Raw genomic sequence first — 16,189 nt, forward strand, 5'->3', positions numbered from 1 at the left:
ATGGTTTCGGCACCCGGTTAAGAGCCGCGAGTTTCCGGCCCGCCACGAACGTCTGGTGACCGCAGAAGAACTCCTGCGCTTCGGCGTCTGACGGCGCTTGTTCCTGCCGGGCCAGCGACCCCGCGCGTTTGCTCTACTTAATCAAGCTGTTATCTGGGGTAGTCGGCTCTGTGACCGGGTTCACGTGGTCAGCCCCGAGTCGCGGATGGCTTCGGCCAGCGGTTCGAGCACGGCCGGGTCGTGCGGCGGAGTGATGTACACGATCCCCAGATCCAGGCCCTCGGCGGCCAGCGCGGCGGCGTCGTCCACAACCTTCTGGTAATTACGGTCCTCGCCCAGGCCCAGGTGCGCGGACAGCTTGATTTCTTTGGGGTCGCGCCCGATGTCGGCGCAATGTGCGGCCAGCACGTCGCGCTTGCGGGCGAACTCCTCGGGCGGGCCGCCGACGAAGTTCCAGTGCTGGGCATAGCGGGCGGTGATCCGCAGCGTGCGCTTCTCGCCGCTGCCGCCGATGCAGATCGGCGGGTGCGGCCGTTGCGGACCCTTGGGCTCGTTGCGGGCGGCTTTGAGGTGGTAGTACTTGCCGTCGAAGTCGGTGGTCTCCTGGCTCAGCAGGCTGATCAGCACCTCACACGCCTCTTCGAACCGGTCGAAGCGTTCCCTGATGCTGCCCAATTCGATGCCGTAGGCGCCGGACTCCTCCTCGTTCCAGCCGGCGCCGATACCCAACTCAAGCCGCCCGTCGGAGATGATGTCGAGCGCCGCGGCCATGTTGGCCAGGACTGCGGGGTGGCGGTAATGGATGCCGGTGACCAGCGTGCCCAGCCGCAGCCGCGTGGTGGCCTGGGCGAGCGCGGTGAGCGTGGTCCAACCTTCCAGGCAGGGGCCGGTGGAATCGCTGAAGATCGGGTAGAAGTGGTCGAACGTCCAGCCGGACTCGTAGACGTCGATGTCGTCGGCCGCTTTCCAGACGGCCAACATTTGTGCCCACGTGGTGTTTTGCGGTGAGGTTTTGAACGCGAATCGCATTATCCGACCGTAACTACACTCGACCGCACGATGGAACTCGGTATCGACACCAAGATCACGCTGCTGGCGGCCGGCCTGATCTTTCTGCTTGCGCTGGCTTTGGGAGTGTGGAAGTACCGGCAAATCATGGCCGCCGAGGATCATCGCGCCCACCCGTACGTCGACATCGCGCATCGCGCGGCGCTGCTGTATTCGTTTGCCACGCTGCTGGCGGCGGTTTTCGTCGAGCTGAGCGCCTGGCCGACGCGGGTGAATCTGGTTGCGGCGATGGTGCTGGTGTTCTTCTTCGCCGGCGCGATCCTGAGCTACATCGTGCACGGGGCGCGGCGGGACACCACCAACCAGTTCGAGCATCCCGATCGCGGGCTGGTGGTGTCGATGGCGTTGTTGATAATCGGTGAGATCGGCGGTTTCGCGGTGCTGCTCGCGGGTTTCGTCGCCGGACAGCTGGTCTAGCTTGGCTTTTGCCGCACCGAGGTTCGCGTTTTGCAGAGGAAGTACGAGTAGCGACCTGCAAAGCGTCGATCTCGGCGTCAGACCGCGCCAGGCACACTGGTGGTATGGATCCGGTAGCCGCGCTGCGAGAGATCGCCTACTACAAAGACCGGGCGCGCGAGGACCCGCGTCGCGTCATGGCCTACCGCAACGCCGCCGACATCGTCGAGGGCCTGAGCGAGGCCGACCGGGAGCGCCACGGTCAGGCCAACAGCTGGCAGTCGCTGCCGGGCATCGGCCCGAAGACCGCGAAGGTGATCGACCAGGCCTGGTCCGGACGCGAACCCGACGTACTGGTCGAATTACGCGCTGCCGCAGAGGATCTCGGTGGAGGCGACATCCGGGCCGCACTGCGCGGCGACTTGCATCTGCATTCGAACTGGTCGGACGGCTCCGCGCCGATCGAGGAGATGATGGCCACTGCGTCGGCGCTGGGCCACGAGTACTGCGCGCTCACCGATCACTCGCCGCGGCTGACCATCGCCAACGGGCTGTCGCCGGAACGGCTTCGCAAGCAGCTCGAGGTGATCGACGGGCTGCGTGAGCAGTTTGCGCCGATGCGTGTCCTCACGGGGATCGAAGTCGACATCCTCGAGGACGGCAGCCTGGACCAGGAGCCCGAACTGCTGGAGCGCCTCGACATCGTCGTGGCCAGCGTGCACTCGAAGCTGTCGATGGATTCGGAGTCGATGACCCGCCGGATGGTGCGCGCCGTCAGCAACGAACACGCCGACGTCCTCGGCCACTGCACCGGCCGGCTGGTCGCCGGTAATCGCGGGATCCGGCCGGAGTCCAAGTTCGACGCGGAAAAGGTGTTCACCGCCTGCCGCGAGCACGGCACCGCGGTCGAGATCAACTCGCGTCCCGAGCGACGTGATCCACCGAGCCGCTTGCTGAACCTCGCGCTGGAAATCGGCTGCGACTTCAGCATCGACACCGACGCGCACGCCCCGGGCCAGCTCGACTTTCTCGGCTACGGCGCGCAGCGGGCCTTGGACGCCGGCGTGCCCGTCGACCGGATCGTCAACACCTGGCCGGTCGACAAGCTGCTGGCATGGGCGGCGTCGTGAAGAGTCAGTCGGGTAGGTGCGGCATCTCCAGGCCGGGATCGCGGCCGACCAGGACGCCGCGCGTCAGCGCCGCCTTGCCGTAGCGGTCGCGCACCCGGTCGACCGCCGCGTCGATGGCCGGTGGCCGCGCGTCGGCCGTGGTGAAGGGCAGCAGCAGTTGCTCGGCGCCACTACGGTCGATCTCCGCCACCGCGAACCCGACCAGGGTCAGTCCGCGCTCGGCGATCAGCGGCGCCGCCGACGCGACCAGCCGTCGCGCCGCCGCCAGGATGATCGGTGTCGAGGCGGTCGCCCACGGCAATGTGTGCGACCGGCTGGCCCGGGTGAAGTCGTCGAACCGCAACCGCAGCATCACCGTGCGGCCGGTGCGGCCCGCCTTGCGCATCCGGCCGGTGATCCGGTCGATCAGGGTGATGACGACCGCGTCGATCTCGGCCGCCGAGATGGTGTTGCCAGCCCGCCCCAACGCGCGCTGGGCGCCGATCGACCGCCTGCGCACGGCCGTGCTCACCCGGCGGCGGTCGAGATTGCGGGAGAGTGCATAGAGCTGGTGGCCCATCGCCCTGCCGACCAGCGAGCCGAGCATCGACTCGCTGAGCTCTGCGACGTCGGCGACGGTTTCGATGCCGTGCGTGCGCAGCTTGTCCGCGGTTACCGCGCCCACGCCCCACAACCGGCGCACCGGCAGCGGATGCAGGAAGGCAAGCTCGCGGTCGGGCGGCACGAGCAGCAACCCGTCGGGCTTGGCTTCGCGGCTGGCGACTTTCGCCAGAAACTTCGTCCGGGCGATGCCGACCGTGATCGGCAGCCCGACGCGCTCGCGCACGTCCTCCCGTAGCCGCGCCGCGATCTGCACGGGTGAGCCCGAAACCCGGCGCAGCCCCGACACGTCCAGAAACGCCTCGTCCACCGAGATCCGCTCCACCAGCGGAGTGGTGTCACGGAAGACGTCGAACACCGCGTCGCTGGCCCGCATGTAGGCGCTCATCCGCGGCGGTACCACCACCGCGTGCGGGCACAGCCGCCGCGCCTGTCCGCCGTCCATCGCCGTGCGCACGCCGTAGGCTTTAGCCTCGTAGCTTGCGGCCAGCACCACCCCGCCGCCGACGATGACCGGCCGGCCACGCAGCGTCGGGTCGTCGCGCTGCTCGACGGACGCGTAGAACGAGTCCAGGTCCGCATGCAGGATCGAGGCAACCGATCGCACGAACATATGTTCGCATGCGGCGACGACGTGTCAGCTGGGTTCGTTGTAGATGCTGGTCACCCAGACGTGGACCAGCGTCTCGAGCAACTGCTCGTCGGGAACCGACGGACGCTCGTGGGCGAACGACGTGAGCATGACCTTCTCGTTGAGCAGGTTGAGCGCCGTGGACAGATCGCGGGCCGGCAGCGTCACCGGCGCGGCGCCGCGGGAGCGTTCGGCTTCGATCACCACGGCGATGTGGTCGACCCACTTCTGCATGAACCTCGACCATAGGTCGCCGATGTCCTTGTTGGTGCGCGCCGCGTCGGCGGCCAGCGACACCGCGCGGTGTGACCCGAACGTCTCGACGAACAGATTGATGCCTGTGCGCCACAACGTCTTGATGTCGGCCGGCGGGTTGGCGACCATCCCCTCCAGCGCGGAGTCGGCCTCCACAATCACCCGCTCGAACAGGGTGAGCAGAACGGCGTCCTTGGACGCGAAATAGAAGTAGAAGGTCGGGCGGGACAGGCCGGCGCCCTTAGCCAGGTCGTCCACCGAGATCTCGGCGAGCGGACGCTCCGCCAGCAGCCGCTCGGCGGTGGCCAGGATCGCGAGCTCGCGGTCGTCGCCCGAGGGGCGGGCCGAACGCCGTCCGCGCGGCGCGCGTGCCGGGCTGGTGGTGGTCACAACCGCTACTTTACACGCCGTTGAGTAATTCAACAGTATGTTGACTAAATCAACACCGCGTTGATACCGTCGGTTACATGACCGAACACCTCGACGTTGTCATCGTGGGCGCCGGCATCTCCGGCATCAGCGCGGCCTGGCACTTGCAGGACCGCTGCCCGACCAAGAGCTACGTGATCCTCGAGCGCCGCGACGACCTCGGCGGCACCTGGGACTTGTTCAAGTACCCGGGTATCCGCTCCGACTCCGACATGTTCACGCTCGGCTTCCGGTTCAAGCCGTGGCGTTCGGCCCAGTCGATCGCCGACGGCCCTTCGATCAAGGCCTACATCAAGGAGGCCGCGGCGGAGAACGGTATCGACCGGCACATCCGCTACAGCCAGAAAGTGGTGGCCGCCGATTGGTCGGATGCCGACAACCGCTGGACACTGACCGTGGAGCACGACGGCCAGCAGAGCACGATCAGCTGCTCCTTCCTGTTCGCGTGCAGCGGCTACTACAACTACGACGAGGGCTACTCGCCGAAATTCGAGGGCGCCGGCGACTTCGAGGGCACGATCGTGCACCCGCAGCACTGGCCGGAAGATCTGGACTACGCCGGCAAGAAGATCGTCGTGATCGGATCCGGTGCCACTGCGGTGACTCTCATTCCGGCCCTGGTGAATTCGGGCGCCGGGCATGTGACCATGCTGCAGCGCTCACCGACGTACATCGGCTCACTGCCGGCGGTCGACCCGTTCGCCGAGCGGGCCAACCGGATGCTGCCGGCCAAGGCCGCGCACTTCGCCAACCGCTGGAAGGCGATCGCTTTCGCCACCGGCCAGTACCAGTTTTCGCGGCGGTTCCCCAAAGCGATGCGCAAGACGCTGCTCACGATGGCCAAGCGGCGGCTGCCCGAGGGCTACGACGTCGAGAAGCACTTCGGCCCGCGGTACAAGCCGTGGGACCAGCGGCTGTGCCTGGCGCCCAACGGTGATCTGTTCCGCACCATCCGCCGCGGCCAGGCCGACGTCGTCACCGACACCATCGACCGGTTCACCAAAACCGGCATCAAGCTCAGCTCCGGCGACGAGCTGCAAGCCGACATCATCGTCACCGCAACGGGTTTGAACCTGCAGCTGTTCGGCGGCGCACAGATCCGGCGCAACGGCGTGCCGGTCGAGCTCAACGAGACCATGGCCTACAAGGGCATGATGCTGACCGGCATGCCGAACATGGCGTTCACCATCGGCTACACCAATGCGTCCTGGACGTTGAAGGCCGACCTGGTTTCGGAGTTCGTCTGCCGGGTGCTCAACTACATGGATTCCCGCGGGTACGACACCGTGGTGCCGCAGCACCCCGGCGACTCGGTCGACGAGCGGCCGCTAATGGACTTCACCCCGGGGTACGTGCTGCGGGCACTGGACTATCTGCCCAAGGCCGGCTCGCGGATGCCCTGGCGGCTCAAGCAGAACTACCTGCTGGACCTGCGACTGATTCGGCGCGGCCGAGTCGACGACGAGGCGCTGAGCTTCAGTAGGCAGCGGGCCGCGGTCGCGGCTTAGGCTTAGGCCGCAGCGACGACGACGATGCCGTCGTCGTCGCTGTAGGCGACGTCACCGGGCACAAACGTGACGCCGCCCAGCTCGACGGGTACATCCCGCTCGCCGGCGCCGGTCTTGCTGCTCTTGCGGGGATTGGTGCCCAGCGCCTTGATGCCGATGTCGATGCCCCGCAGCGCCGCCGCGTCCCGGACCGCGCCGTACACCACCAGCCCCGCCCAGCCGTTGGAACGGGCGAGTTCGGCGATGACGTCACCCACCAGCGCGGCGTGCAGCGAACCCGCTCCGTCGATCACGAGCACCCCACCGTCGCCGGGCTCGGAGAGCACCGACTTCAGCAACGCGTTGTCCTCGAAGCAGCGCACCGTGCTGATCGGACCGGCGAATTGCGCGCGGGCGCCGAACTGGCGGAATTGGATGTCGCAGCTGCGGACGTCGGGCCCGATGTCGTCGACGAGGTCGGCGGTGGGCCGGAAAGTCACCGGCACGGTCAGCTGCCGCGCCGCCGTAGTTGGCGCACCAGCAGCAACGCCAGCAGACTGACCGCCACGGCTACCGCGAGCGGCAGCGGCGAGCGACCCCCAGAGGACAGCGCCGGTGCCACCGGGTTGTTGGCTGCTGCCACAGTTGACTTAGCTTGTGCCGCGGCTTCTTTGGCGCCAGTGGCGAGTTGGCCGTTGGTCTCGATCCGCGGCTGTTCGATCGGTTTGACGGGAGCCGGCTCTGCTTTCTTGGCGGGGGCCTTCTTGGCGGGCGCCTTCTTGGCCGGTGATTTCTTGGCCGCCGGCGGCTGGGCCTTCTTCGCCGGCGCCTTCTTGGCGGCCTTCTTGGCCGCCTTCTCGGGTGGCGTGTCCGGTGCTTCGTCCGCGCGGGCCTCGTCGACCGGCGGCGGTGGTGCCTTGTCGGCGGGGGGTGCGGGCGGCGACGGCGGGGTTGGGCCTGCGCCGGGTGCGTCTTCCGGTGCGTTGTCCGGTTGATCCTGCGGGTCTGCCATGCGGCCGCTCCTTTGCAGTTTCTCGTCGCGTACACCGGTCGACACCAACGGTCGAACCCCATCATGCCAGGACGGTCGCGGCGCCCGCCTCGGCCAGGGGCTACTGCCGGTGCCGCAGCGCCCAGAGCGCGGCGCCGGCGACCAGTGCGATCGCGCCGAGCGCGAACGGCCAGGCCGGGACGCCGTCGTCCGCGTGGTCCTCGGGGTGTGCGGGCGGGCCGGGTGTTCCGGTGCCCGCAACGGTGAGCCGAAACGACCACGAACCTGTCACGACATGCCCGTCCGCCGAGGTCACCCGGTAGTTCACCGTGTAGGTGCCGGCCGGACCCAGCGGCCGCAATGCGACGCTGACGACGGCGCCCTGCACCTGCGCGTCCCCGGACGACCACAGGTTGCCGTCCGGCCCGACGACTGCCACGGCTGCGAAGGTGGTTTGCAGCCGCTCGTTGAACGTCGCGCTGACCCGGGCCGGGCCGGCGTTCAGGACGGCGTTCTCGGCGGGGTCGGCCGCCACCCGGGTGGCGTGGGCGGCGGCGGGTCCGGCTGTCAGGGTGACGACGGCGCCCAGCAGCGCCAGCAGCAGGCCCAGCGCCGCGCCCCTCATGTCCTTCGCCGGATCAGCGTCAGCGCGACGCCGAGGGCAGCGACCAGCAGCGCCGCGCCGCCAAGCAACCGGGCAGTGTTGTCGGGCGCGGCCTTGTGCTGACCGGTCTGCGGCGCTGCCTCGGTCAGCGGGCCGGGATGAGCCGTGGGGTGGTGGTGCGGCGGCGAGGCCGGCCCGGCCGTCAATGCCAGGCTGGGCGCCGGATGCTCCGGCTCGCCGCCCCCGGGCAGCGGCGGCTGGTCCCACTTGACCACCGTCCCGTCCGCGTAAGTTTGGGTGGCCGGGAACCTGACGGTGTCCGCGTCGGGCAGCTGCACCGATATTCGGAAGAGTGCGAACTGATCCGCCGGGATGCCGCCGCCGGGCGCGGCCGTCCACGTGACCGAGTGCACGGTTCCCGAAGCGGCGTCGCGATCGAAGACGGCAGTCCAGCCGGGCATGGTTTCGGTGCTGGCCGACGCGACGTCGGGCAGCGCAACCGTCAGCGCGGTGGTCGCCGCGCCCGTCGAGGACTCGTTGGGCACCGAAAACGTGACGATGGCATGACCGCCGCGGACCGGGTTGTCGCTGCTGGCGTGGACATGGGCCGACGCCGGCGCGATGCCGAGTGCCGAGGCACAGTAGAGGCCGGCCGTGGCTGCGGCCGCGACGAGCGGTCGGGGCAGCATGCTCAGGCCAGCCCGAGCCGCGCCATCAGGTCGGCCTCGATTTCGTCGAGCTGTCTGGAGATTGCGGCGTGGGCGGACCGCCGCCGCGGGGCGGGCATGTTTTCGGCGGCGGTGATGGCCGCCGACAAGTCGGCGAGCCGATCGGAGATGGCCGCCGCGAACTGCTTGGTTTCGGCATCGTTGGGCTTTTTCTCCTGCACCGTTCGCAGCGACTGCTCGGCTCCCGCGATGCGGGCCGACAGGCGCGCGCCGTGTCCGGAGAACTGCCCGATCTGGGCCAGCGGAACGCCGAGTTGATCGGCGCGGCGTTGGTCCATCATCCCGCGGGCCGCGATCGCGGCCCGGTACACCAGCGGCACCACGATCGGGGCCAGCAACCGCGAGACGGTCAGCACTCGGCGAATCCGGCTGGGCGACAACAGTTTGCCCTCCCGCGCCGCCTTGAGTTCGGCCTCGGCGACCTTGAGCGCCGCACGGTCACTGTCGCGTTGCGCCCTCAGCTGCGCCTTGAGCGCCTTGGTCTCGGCTCGCTGTGCGGCCTTGAACCGGCGCTCCTCGTTCTTGGCGGCCAGCTTGGCCTCCAGCTTGGCGCGGGCCTTGATCGCACGAGCCTCGGCACGACGCACTGCGCGGCTTTTTCGCTTGCGGAACAGGCCCATTCCCGGCCGCCTCCCCGGTTTCTCGTCGGCTGTCGCGATGCGTGATCGCTGGGCCAACCCTAACCGGAACGGGGCGTCGCTACGTCGCCAGGTCGAAACCGCTAGGCGTCGAGGTGCTCCTTGCGCCGAAGCTCTTCAACACGCTGCACGATGTCCTGTTGCGCCTCGGGCGACAATCCACTGGCGCGCAACGCAATTCGACGAATATTCTCGTCGCGCATCGTGGCCAGCCAGGTCAACTCCTTGTCGAGCTTTTCGTAATACTCGTCGTCGGTGAAGTAGGCCGGCTTGATGCGGAAGAAGTTCGCCAGGGCCGCCATCGTCGCCGCCGACGGGTTGGTGCGATTGCCCGAGCGCAGTTGCGACAGGTAGGGAGCAGACATCGTGATGCCCTCCGCCTTGAGCGCCGCGATCACCTCAGCGGACGTGTGGGGTCCTCGTCCGGGTGGGTAAACCGTGTCGAACAGGCGGTTCAGGCGCGCAGCGAACGTCGTGCTCATCGATATGACCTCCACCAGGGTTGGTAGGACGAATGATTCCAGGCACGTATTTGCTGATCATCGTAGCGACAGTTATGGGATCAACCAAGTGCAAACCTGAGGCGAATTGGCGCCGGCGACCGCAGCCGCCGACGACGGCGTCATCGGAGCGCAGCGCGCGCGTTGTACAGCGGATTCTCATGATGCACCAAGCGAATTGTGACGTGTCGCGTTGCGCTCGCAGCGGCTGGCCGCTCGCGACGGCGGCGCCGGGCGAACAGAGCTCGCGCCGGGCAACCAGCCGGCTACGACGACGCGTGGAAAAGCAGCTTTGCTGTCGGGGCGCCGGTGGCGCTCAGGCGATGCCCGGGGATGCCTCGGGGACGGGCGCGGCCACCGACCGGGCGCGCACAAATCGCACCGCCGCGACGATCGTCGCAACGAGTACCGTCGCCGCGGTCGCCCCGACGGCCACCCAGCGCCAGCCCAGTGCGCCGTCGAAGAGCAGCCACAATCCGAACACCAGGAACAGCAGGCTGGCCAAGACGTGCAAGAGCCCTTCGGGCAGCCGCCGGTGCAGCAGGATCCCCGCCGCGATCGCCAACCCGTCGGCGACGATCATCGCGACCGTGGTGCCGATCCACACGCCGGCCCAGTCGTGATCGCTCGCCAGCGCGACGGTGGCCAGTGTCGTCTTGTCGCCCAGCTCGGCCAGCAGGAACGACGACACCACGGCGAGCAGCGCGAAGCGGGGCTCGCGGACCGGGCGAACGCCGCCGTCGTCGCCGCCGGTGCCCTCCCGCCAGGTCCACACCGCGAACACGAAGAACGCGATCGCCGCCGCGAAGGCCATCGGCTGGGCGGGCAGCGTCAACCCGAGAAAATGCCCGATCGCCACCGAAACGCCGTGTGCCACGCAGGCCGCGATGCCCACCCCGGTCAGCACCACCCACCAGCGATAGCGCAGCGCGTAGGTCATGGTGATCAGCTGTGACCGGTCGCCGAGCTCGGCGAGAAAGACCACTCCGAAGCTCAAAAGAGCGGCTGCGAGCATGTGTGGCGACCTTTCGACGCGTTGTCGACGGACGGGTGGTCCGCCGAACATCGGGCCGAAGGTCTCGCCCACCGACCGATCGGTCGGTTCGCCAGCCGGGCTTGTCGCCAGTATGTCGACTCGACGATTGCGGGCTACTCCCCTTCGATAATCGATACCCAGGCTAGCGGGCGGAATCGATCGGCACCACCGCGTGGGACGAGTTCGGGCGGCCGCATTTCTCGATTCGCCAAGCGGCGGCGTCGAATTCGCACCCCCCGCAACCGCAGGAATGGAAATCCGTTATGCGGCAAGCAGCATCGCCAGGATCGCGGTGTCGGGATGGCTGATGGGGTCGACACCGACGCGGCTCACCATCGAGGTGACGGTGCCGTCGGCTTCGGCTTCGACCCACGCCGCCCGGTGTTCGAGCCCCAGATAGGGCAAGCCGGGGAGCAGCACGCACCCAGATGCCGCGCCCGTGCATTCCGGCAGCGACGGCATGGTCTCGGACGGCGGATGCAACATCAGCAGCGCCGGCGGTTGGCGATCGGCGAAATACCCTGGCTGGATTGCTGATTCGCCGACGACGGGTCCTTCCGCCAGCACCAGGCCGACGCTGCCCGGCGGCGCCGGAGATTCTGGCAATTCCTCACGAGCGCCGAATACCGTTGTAGTGGAAAGTAATCCAGGCAGCGATGCGACTCGGACCGCAACCATCAACAGCTGCGCCCACTCCTTTGTCGAATCAGGCCAGCGGCCCAAGATCACAAAGCCCTTCAGGACGCCGTGTGAATGGAACGGGGCGACTTCGACGGCCCTGCCTGACCCAGTTTCCATATGGCCCTCCGCGATACCTCACTCACAACACCCCGGCGGGTCGATGAGCACAGCATGCGCCAGGTGAGGAGTACCCGCAAGCGGACACGGCCAACCGCGGCTGACCGGCAGAAAAGCAACGGGGCGCCGCGCAAAGCGCGCGACGCCCCGACTCGAGTGCGCTGGATTAGCCGGCAATGAGCCCCTTGGTCTTCGAGGTCGCGGCGTCGTAACGCGCCTGCACGTCGGCCCAGTTGACGACGTTCCAGAACGCCTTGGCGAAGTCGACCTTGACGTTCTTGTACTGCAGGTAGAAGGCGTGCTCCCACATGTCGAGGAGCAGCAGCGGGACGACGCCGAGCGGGAAGTTGGTCTGGTGGTCGTACACCTGGAAGATCAGCAGCTTCTCGCCGAGGTTGTCCCAGCCGAGTGCTGCCCATCCCGACCCCTGCACCGTGGTGGCGGCGGCGTGGAACTGAGCGCGGAATTTGTCGAACGAGCCGAACGCGTCGTCGATGGCCGCGGCCAGCTCACCGGTCGGCTTGTCACCGCCGTTAGGCGACAGGTTCTTCCACCAGATGGTGTGGTTCACGTGGCCGGCCAGGTTGAACGCCAGGTTCTTCTCGTTCAGCAGGATGGTCGACTGGTCGTCCTTGGCGCGTGCTTCCTCGAGTTTTTCGAGCGCGTCGTTGGCGCCCTTCACGTAGGTCGCATGGTGTTTGCTGTGGTGAAGCTCGTTGATCTGACCGGAGATGTGCGGCTCGAGTGCGCCGTAGTCCCAGTCCAAATCGGGCAACGTGTAGACAGCCACTTAAGATTCCTTCCTTCGATGATCGTTGCTGATCTGCTTCTGACGCTCACTCACAAGGTTTCCGCCGGGCAATCGAGCCCAACATGATCAACCCTGCTCCATGACTGCGCGCACCGCAACAACGGGTGCACTGAGTGCATACCCGACGGGCGCGACTTCAGACCAGCACGATGACGGCGAGGACCGCCAGCAAAACAAGGGCGATCAGGCCGGCGCGCACTCCGGCGAGCAGGTAGGAGCGGTTACAGGTAGGAGAACTGCCGTACCAATGCGTTGACGGCGCCGACTGCGGTCCGACCGGTTGCGTCGTCATCGAATGAGCCTGACCTGCACGTCCAACTCGCCCCCAGTGAGATGAGTCACAAACAACTTTGGTGGTCGCGATCATAACGCCTTATGAACCGTCGGGAAAATTGAACCCGCGTCAGGTCGCTGACCAGCGGTTGCCGCCGTAGCTGGACGGCAATCACCCCGGGCGGTCCGCGCGTCGTCGCGCGCCGGCCGAAGGTTGCCGTCCGCGTCCCCGCCCGCGAGATGCTTAGCGCGGCGATAAATTTCGCTCACGCCTTGGTGGGGTTGTCAATTGACGGGCCCGTTATCGCGCTGTTATCCACAGCAACTGCGGCGATGGGCCTATTGAATCGACGTCAATCGCGGTTCGTCGCAGAGCCCCGCTGTGGATAAACCTGTGGAAACTGTGGATAGCCGTTGGTAGCTGGCGGCGTCTTCTGCACGGCCGGCCGGGGCGTGCCAAGATCGACCCATGCTCGGTGAACCGGCGGTTGCGCAGACGGACATCGCCGGCCTGCCGGCCGAATTTGGCTCGGCGTCGGTGTTGCTCGATGTGCGCGAGGACGACGAGTGGACGCGCGGCCACGCCGCCGGCGCCCAACACATCCCGATGGCTGAGGTGCCGGCGCGGCTTGCCGAGATCGACCGCCAGGCCGAGCTTTATGTCATTTGCCATGCCGGTGGCCGGTCCCTGCGGGTAGCGCAATATCTGCAGCAAAACGGTTACCGGCCGGTCAACGTCAGCGGCGGGATGCTGGCATGGGCCGGCGCCGGGCGCCCGGTGATCACCGACGACGGCGGCCCGGGCAGCGTTTGAGGGTTGAGCCGCCGGCTTCGACACGCTTTAAGCTGGTGCGGTGATCCGCGCTGGCGACGATTTGACACTGAGCGATGGGGTGGGGGCACCTCCCGCTTGCGGGGGAGAGCGGCGCTGATGATCCAAGTGTGCTCCCAGTGCGGCACACGCTGGAATGTGCGTGATCGTCAGCGGGTGTGGTGTCCGCGTTGCCGCGGGACGCTGTTGCCGCCGTCCGCCGAGGGGCCGGCGGTCGATCCGCGGTGGAGTGCTCGCAGCGCTGCACCCACCACCAGCCGACGGATGCCGCCGCGGCTGCCGCCGGGTTACCGCTGGATCGCAGTGCGGCCCGGCGCACCACCACCGCCACGGCGCCGGAGGCGGCCCCTGGGGCCCACCCCCCGCTACACGGTCATCCCACGATGGGGATTGGTCGACCGGGTCGAACCGGGTGCGGCGGCGCCGGCGTCGGCTGTGCGACCCGGGCCGTCGGCGGCGCGAGTGCGCACCGCGCTGTTTGCCAGCGTCGTGGTGTTCGGTATCGCGGCGCTGGTGCACGTCGTGCGCTACCTGCTGCTGATCATCAACCGCGGCACCCTGCTCAATCCGTGGGTGGCGGGCGCCGCGGTGTGGCTTGGCGTGTTGGCCAGCGCCGCCGCGATCGCGATGATGATCACCTGCGCGGTGGTGCTGATCCGATGGCTGATCGCGCGGCGCGCGGCCGCGTTCGCGCATTACGGCCTACCCGAGCCGCGTTCGGCGCGTGCGCTGTGGGCCGGGTGCTTCATCCCGCTGGTGAACCTGCTGTGGGCGCCGGTGTACGTCATCGAGCTGGCCGTCACCGAAGACGTGCTGCCGCGGCTGCGCAAACCCATCCTGCTGTGGTGGCTCGTCTGGGTCGTCAGCACGGCGGTATCGCTCTTCGCTATCGCCACCAGCCGGGCGCACGATGCCCAGGGCATCGCAGACAACACCGTGACGACGATATTTGCGTACCTTGTTGCCGCGGCCGCGGTGGCCGCCGTCGGCCGGGTGTTCGAGGGTTTCGAGCGCAAACCCGTCGAACGGCCCGCGCATCGCTGGGTGGTGGTCGCCGACGATCGCGGCGACGCGCCGGGATCGGCTCCGGCTGTTGAGTCGGAGGGCGAGGAACCGGCAGCATAGGGATATGACGCGGGCCGACGAGGTGCTCGCCCGGCACCCACACGTGGTTGCCCATCGCGGCGCGTCGGCAGCTCGGCCGGAACATACGCTGGCCGCGTACGATCTCGCGCTCAAAGAGGGCGCCGACGGCGTCGAATGCGACGTCCGGCTCACTCGGGACGGCCACCTGGTCTGTGTGCACGACCGCCGGCTGGACCGCACGTCCACCGGTGCCGGCCTGGTCAGCACGATGACCCTGGCGGAGCTGCGTGCACTGGAGTACGGGGCGTGGCACGACAGCTGGAGCCCCGACGGCGCACACGGCGACAGCGGCCTGCTCACACTCGACTCGCTCGTCGCGCTGGTGCTGGACTGGAACCGGCCGGTGAAGATCTTCATCGAAACCAAGCACCCGGTGCGCTACGGCGCCCTGGTGGAAAGCAAGGTTTTGGCGCTGCTGCAACGCTTCCGGATCGCCACGCCGGCTTCCGCAGACCGCTCTCGCGCGGTGGTGATGTCGTTTTCGGCGGCCGCAATGTGGCGCATCCGGGGAGCCGCGCCGCTGCTGCCCACGGTGCTGCTCGGCAAGGCCGCCCGCTATCTGGGCAGCAGCGCGGCCACCGCCGTCGGGGCCACCGCCGTCGGCCCGTCGATCGCGACGCTTCGCGAGCATCCCGAGCTCGTCGACCGCGCCGCAGCGCAGGGCCGCGCCCTGTACTGCTGGAACGTCGACCACTACGACGACGTCAGGTTCTGCCGGGAAGTGGGAGTGGCATGGCTGGCGACCCGCCACCCCGGCCGCGTCAAGGCCTGGCTGCAGGACGGTCTGACCGGCGCAGACCTGGACTAAAGCCCCGCCCTACGGGCCGTCGAGGTCCGCCGCCGGCACGGGTGCATCGGCGGCCAGCGCGTCGAACAGGTGGGCCGCCGCGTCGTGGTCCCACACCACGACCGAGCCGGAGTCGTTGCCGGTGAACTCGCCGATCGGCACGGTCAGCGTGGTCGTCGAGCCGCGCAGCGACCAGCCCAACCGGGCAAGGTCCCAGACATGGTCGCCCGCATCGACGGTCAGGGCGTCGGCGGCCGCATGCGGCACCGAATACCAGCGCCACGGGTTGAGCCACACGCCCGGGCTGGCGGCGCGGTGCAGCAGCGCGGACATGAACTGCCGCTGGTTGACCATCCGGTCGAGGTCGGCCCGTGGCGTCGCGCGGGTGCGGACATAGCCGAGTGCGTGGGGGCCGTCGAGCTTCTGACAACCGGCTGGCAGGCTGATGCCGGCCAGCGGATCGTCGATCGGTGTGGTGGGGCAGGCGGTGACTCCGCCGAGCGCGTCGACTAGGCCGGCGAACCCGCTGAAGCCGACTTCGACGTAGTGGTCGAGCCGCAATCCGGTGGCCTGCTCGACCGTCTGCGCCAGCAGTGGCGCACCGCCCATCGCGAACGCCGCGTTGATCTTGTCGCGCCCGTAGCCGGGGATCGGCACGAAGGAGTCGCGCGGAATCGACACCATCGTCGTCGGGGTGGCCGACCCGATCGCCGGCACGTGGACCAGCAGGATGGTGTCGGTGCGGCCGTTGCCGATGTCGCCGCCGGTAGCCAGGGCCTGCTGCTGCTCGACGGTGAGACCCTGGCGGCTGTCCGACCCGACCAGCAGCCAGGTGGTGCCGCGCCCGGGGGCCGGACGGCCCGGATAGTCGGTCAGCACCGGCTGGCGGTGCAGGGTGGTGTCCATCCACAACGCGCCGCCCAGGATGCCGGCGCCGAACAGCAGCACCGCGATCAACAAGCGCAACGAAATCACTTGGCCCCATGCGCGTTTGCGACGCGGCCGTGGCCGGGCGGGGTGCGCCGGCGGTCGGCGGGTCGGCGGACACC

General features: G+C 68.2%; 20 protein-coding genes. 6 read left to right on the plus strand and 14 right to left on the minus strand.

Translation table 11 applies throughout. From position 1 onward, the window contains the following. Positions 1-180: 180 nt before the first annotated feature. Positions 181-1,029 (minus strand): LLM class F420-dependent oxidoreductase, encoded by an 849-nt coding sequence (locus tag AWB95_RS21735; protein ID WP_085168630.1) that lies wholly within the window; start codon positions 1,027-1,029, stop codon positions 181-183. A gap of 30 nt (positions 1,030-1,059) precedes the next feature. On the opposite strand from AWB95_RS21735, the gene AWB95_RS21740 reads away from it, so the two are divergent. Both AWB95_RS21740 and AWB95_RS21745 read left to right on the plus strand, forming a co-directional pair. Continuing rightward, positions 1,060-1,485, plus strand: a complete 426-nt coding sequence (locus AWB95_RS21740) for a hypothetical protein (RefSeq protein WP_062541607.1) — start codon at positions 1,060-1,062, stop codon at positions 1,483-1,485. 104 nt (positions 1,486-1,589) lie between these two features. Then, on the plus strand, positions 1,590-2,594 hold the full coding sequence (locus tag AWB95_RS21745) for a PHP domain-containing protein (protein WP_062541606.1): 1,005 nt from the start codon (positions 1,590-1,592) through the stop codon (positions 2,592-2,594). A gap of 4 nt (positions 2,595-2,598) precedes the next feature. Here AWB95_RS21745 and dinB read toward each other — a convergent pair whose 3' ends face one another. Together dinB and AWB95_RS21755 are read right to left on the minus strand one after the other, a co-directional pair. Continuing rightward, positions 2,599-3,807: a DNA polymerase IV gene (gene dinB / locus AWB95_RS21750; protein WP_085168631.1), complete on the minus strand. Its 1,209-nt coding sequence runs from the start codon at positions 3,805-3,807 to the stop codon at positions 2,599-2,601. A gap of 24 nt (positions 3,808-3,831) precedes the next feature. After that, a complete protein-coding gene (locus AWB95_RS21755; RefSeq protein WP_085168632.1) occupies positions 3,832-4,470 on the minus strand; it encodes a TetR/AcrR family transcriptional regulator in 639 nt (212 codons plus the stop codon). A 77-nt stretch (positions 4,471-4,547) separates the two neighbouring features. Here AWB95_RS21755 and AWB95_RS21760 point away from each other — a divergent pair, with 77 nt between their 5' ends. Beyond that, on the plus strand, positions 4,548-6,017 hold the full coding sequence (locus AWB95_RS21760; RefSeq protein ID WP_085168633.1) for a flavin-containing monooxygenase: 1,470 nt from the start codon (positions 4,548-4,550) through the stop codon (positions 6,015-6,017). A 2-nt stretch (positions 6,018-6,019) separates the two neighbouring features. Here AWB95_RS21760 and rraA read toward each other — a convergent pair whose 3' ends face one another. The 10 genes from rraA to AWB95_RS23395 form a co-directional block, all read right to left on the minus strand. After that, the gene (gene rraA / locus AWB95_RS21765; protein WP_099539684.1) at positions 6,020-6,502 is read right to left on the minus strand and encodes a ribonuclease E activity regulator RraA; all 483 of its coding nucleotides are present in this window, start codon (positions 6,500-6,502) and stop codon (positions 6,020-6,022) included. 2 nt (positions 6,503-6,504) lie between these two features. Then, a complete protein-coding gene (locus AWB95_RS24000) occupies positions 6,505-7,008 on the minus strand; it encodes an Rv3852 family protein (RefSeq protein ID WP_085168634.1) in 504 nt (167 codons plus the stop codon). Between the two features lie 100 nt (positions 7,009-7,108). Next, entirely contained in the window at positions 7,109-7,612 is a 504-nt protein-coding gene (locus AWB95_RS21775; protein WP_085168635.1) for a copper resistance CopC family protein, read from the minus strand. After that, a complete protein-coding gene (locus AWB95_RS21780; RefSeq protein WP_099539683.1) occupies positions 7,609-8,280 on the minus strand; it encodes a YcnI family copper-binding membrane protein in 672 nt (223 codons plus the stop codon). The genes AWB95_RS21775 and AWB95_RS21780 overlap by 4 nt, the downstream gene beginning before the upstream one ends. 2 nt (positions 8,281-8,282) lie before the next feature. Continuing rightward, on the minus strand, positions 8,283-8,939 hold the full coding sequence (locus tag AWB95_RS21785) for a DUF6474 family protein (RefSeq protein WP_062539890.1): 657 nt from the start codon (positions 8,937-8,939) through the stop codon (positions 8,283-8,285). Positions 8,940-9,040: 101 nt separating this feature from the next. Next, positions 9,041-9,439 (minus strand): helix-turn-helix domain-containing protein, encoded by a 399-nt coding sequence (locus AWB95_RS21790; protein WP_062539891.1) that lies wholly within the window; start codon positions 9,437-9,439, stop codon positions 9,041-9,043. A 334-nt stretch (positions 9,440-9,773) separates the two neighbouring features. Then, complete coding sequence (locus tag AWB95_RS21795) at positions 9,774-10,472, minus strand: TMEM165/GDT1 family protein (RefSeq protein ID WP_062539892.1); 699 nt, start codon at positions 10,470-10,472, stop codon at positions 9,774-9,776. A 282-nt stretch (positions 10,473-10,754) separates the two neighbouring features. Next, the gene (locus tag AWB95_RS21800) at positions 10,755-11,291 is read right to left on the minus strand and encodes a hypothetical protein (protein ID WP_062539893.1); all 537 of its coding nucleotides are present in this window, start codon (positions 11,289-11,291) and stop codon (positions 10,755-10,757) included. 166 nt (positions 11,292-11,457) lie between these two features. Beyond that, positions 11,458-12,081, minus strand: a complete 624-nt coding sequence (locus tag AWB95_RS21805; RefSeq protein WP_062539894.1) for a superoxide dismutase — start codon at positions 12,079-12,081, stop codon at positions 11,458-11,460. A 157-nt stretch (positions 12,082-12,238) separates the two neighbouring features. Beyond that, complete coding sequence (locus AWB95_RS23395; protein ID WP_169714727.1) at positions 12,239-12,394, minus strand: hypothetical protein; 156 nt, start codon at positions 12,392-12,394, stop codon at positions 12,239-12,241. A 450-nt stretch (positions 12,395-12,844) separates the two neighbouring features. Between AWB95_RS23395 and AWB95_RS21810 the strand changes: the two genes are divergently transcribed. The 3 genes from AWB95_RS21810 to AWB95_RS21820 all read left to right on the plus strand — a co-directional run bounded on the left by AWB95_RS21810 (position 12,845) and on the right by AWB95_RS21820 (position 15,161). Further along, positions 12,845-13,189, plus strand: coding sequence for a rhodanese-like domain-containing protein (locus tag AWB95_RS21810; protein WP_062539895.1), 345 nt, complete (start codon positions 12,845-12,847; stop codon positions 13,187-13,189). 117 nt (positions 13,190-13,306) lie between these two features. Beyond that, positions 13,307-14,332, plus strand: coding sequence for a DUF4328 domain-containing protein (locus AWB95_RS21815; RefSeq protein ID WP_085168637.1), 1,026 nt, complete (start codon positions 13,307-13,309; stop codon positions 14,330-14,332). Positions 14,333-14,336: 4 nt separating this feature from the next. Continuing rightward, on the plus strand, positions 14,337-15,161 hold the full coding sequence (locus AWB95_RS21820) for a glycerophosphodiester phosphodiesterase (protein ID WP_085168638.1): 825 nt from the start codon (positions 14,337-14,339) through the stop codon (positions 15,159-15,161). Positions 15,162-15,170: 9 nt separating this feature from the next. Here the strand turns inward: AWB95_RS21820 and AWB95_RS21825 are convergent. Further along, positions 15,171-16,189: LCP family protein (locus AWB95_RS21825; protein WP_249025644.1), on the minus strand; the 1,019-nt coding region annotated here is incomplete at its 5' end.

This window comes from Mycobacterium celatum, assembly GCF_002101595.1.
Classification (GTDB): domain Bacteria; phylum Actinomycetota; class Actinomycetes; order Mycobacteriales; family Mycobacteriaceae; genus Mycobacterium; species Mycobacterium celatum.

What these genes read in the sequence shown, in the direction of transcription:
- AWB95_RS21735 (WP_085168630.1), bottom strand. Translation starts at nt 1,029, where the DNA reads ATGCGATTCGCGTTCAAAACCTCACCGCAAAACACCACGTGGGCACAA.
- AWB95_RS21740 (WP_062541607.1), top strand. Translation starts at nt 1,060, where the DNA reads ATGGAACTCGGTATCGACACCAAGATCACGCTGCTGGCGGCCGGCCTG.
- AWB95_RS21745 (WP_062541606.1), top strand. Translation starts at nt 1,590, where the DNA reads ATGGATCCGGTAGCCGCGCTGCGAGAGATCGCCTACTACAAAGACCGG.
- dinB (WP_085168631.1), bottom strand. Translation starts at nt 3,807, where the DNA reads ATGTTCGTGCGATCGGTTGCCTCGATCCTGCATGCGGACCTGGACTCG.
- AWB95_RS21760 (WP_085168633.1), top strand. Translation starts at nt 4,548, where the DNA reads ATGACCGAACACCTCGACGTTGTCATCGTGGGCGCCGGCATCTCCGGC.
- AWB95_RS24000 (WP_085168634.1), bottom strand. Translation starts at nt 7,008, where the DNA reads ATGGCAGACCCGCAGGATCAACCGGACAACGCACCGGAAGACGCACCC.
- AWB95_RS21775 (WP_085168635.1), bottom strand. Translation starts at nt 7,612, where the DNA reads ATGAGGGGCGCGGCGCTGGGCCTGCTGCTGGCGCTGCTGGGCGCCGTC.
- AWB95_RS21780 (WP_099539683.1), bottom strand. Translation starts at nt 8,280, where the DNA reads ATGCTGCCCCGACCGCTCGTCGCGGCCGCAGCCACGGCCGGCCTCTAC.
- AWB95_RS21785 (WP_062539890.1), bottom strand. Translation starts at nt 8,939, where the DNA reads ATGGGCCTGTTCCGCAAGCGAAAAAGCCGCGCAGTGCGTCGTGCCGAG.
- AWB95_RS21790 (WP_062539891.1), bottom strand. Translation starts at nt 9,439, where the DNA reads ATGAGCACGACGTTCGCTGCGCGCCTGAACCGCCTGTTCGACACGGTT.
- AWB95_RS21795 (WP_062539892.1), bottom strand. Translation starts at nt 10,472, where the DNA reads ATGCTCGCAGCCGCTCTTTTGAGCTTCGGAGTGGTCTTTCTCGCCGAG.
- AWB95_RS21800 (WP_062539893.1), bottom strand. Translation starts at nt 11,291, where the DNA reads ATGGAAACTGGGTCAGGCAGGGCCGTCGAAGTCGCCCCGTTCCATTCA.
- AWB95_RS23395 (WP_169714727.1), bottom strand. Translation starts at nt 12,394, where the DNA reads ATGACGACGCAACCGGTCGGACCGCAGTCGGCGCCGTCAACGCATTGG.
- AWB95_RS21810 (WP_062539895.1), top strand. Translation starts at nt 12,845, where the DNA reads ATGCTCGGTGAACCGGCGGTTGCGCAGACGGACATCGCCGGCCTGCCG.
- AWB95_RS21815 (WP_085168637.1), top strand. Translation starts at nt 13,307, where the DNA reads ATGATCCAAGTGTGCTCCCAGTGCGGCACACGCTGGAATGTGCGTGAT.
- AWB95_RS21820 (WP_085168638.1), top strand. Translation starts at nt 14,337, where the DNA reads ATGACGCGGGCCGACGAGGTGCTCGCCCGGCACCCACACGTGGTTGCC.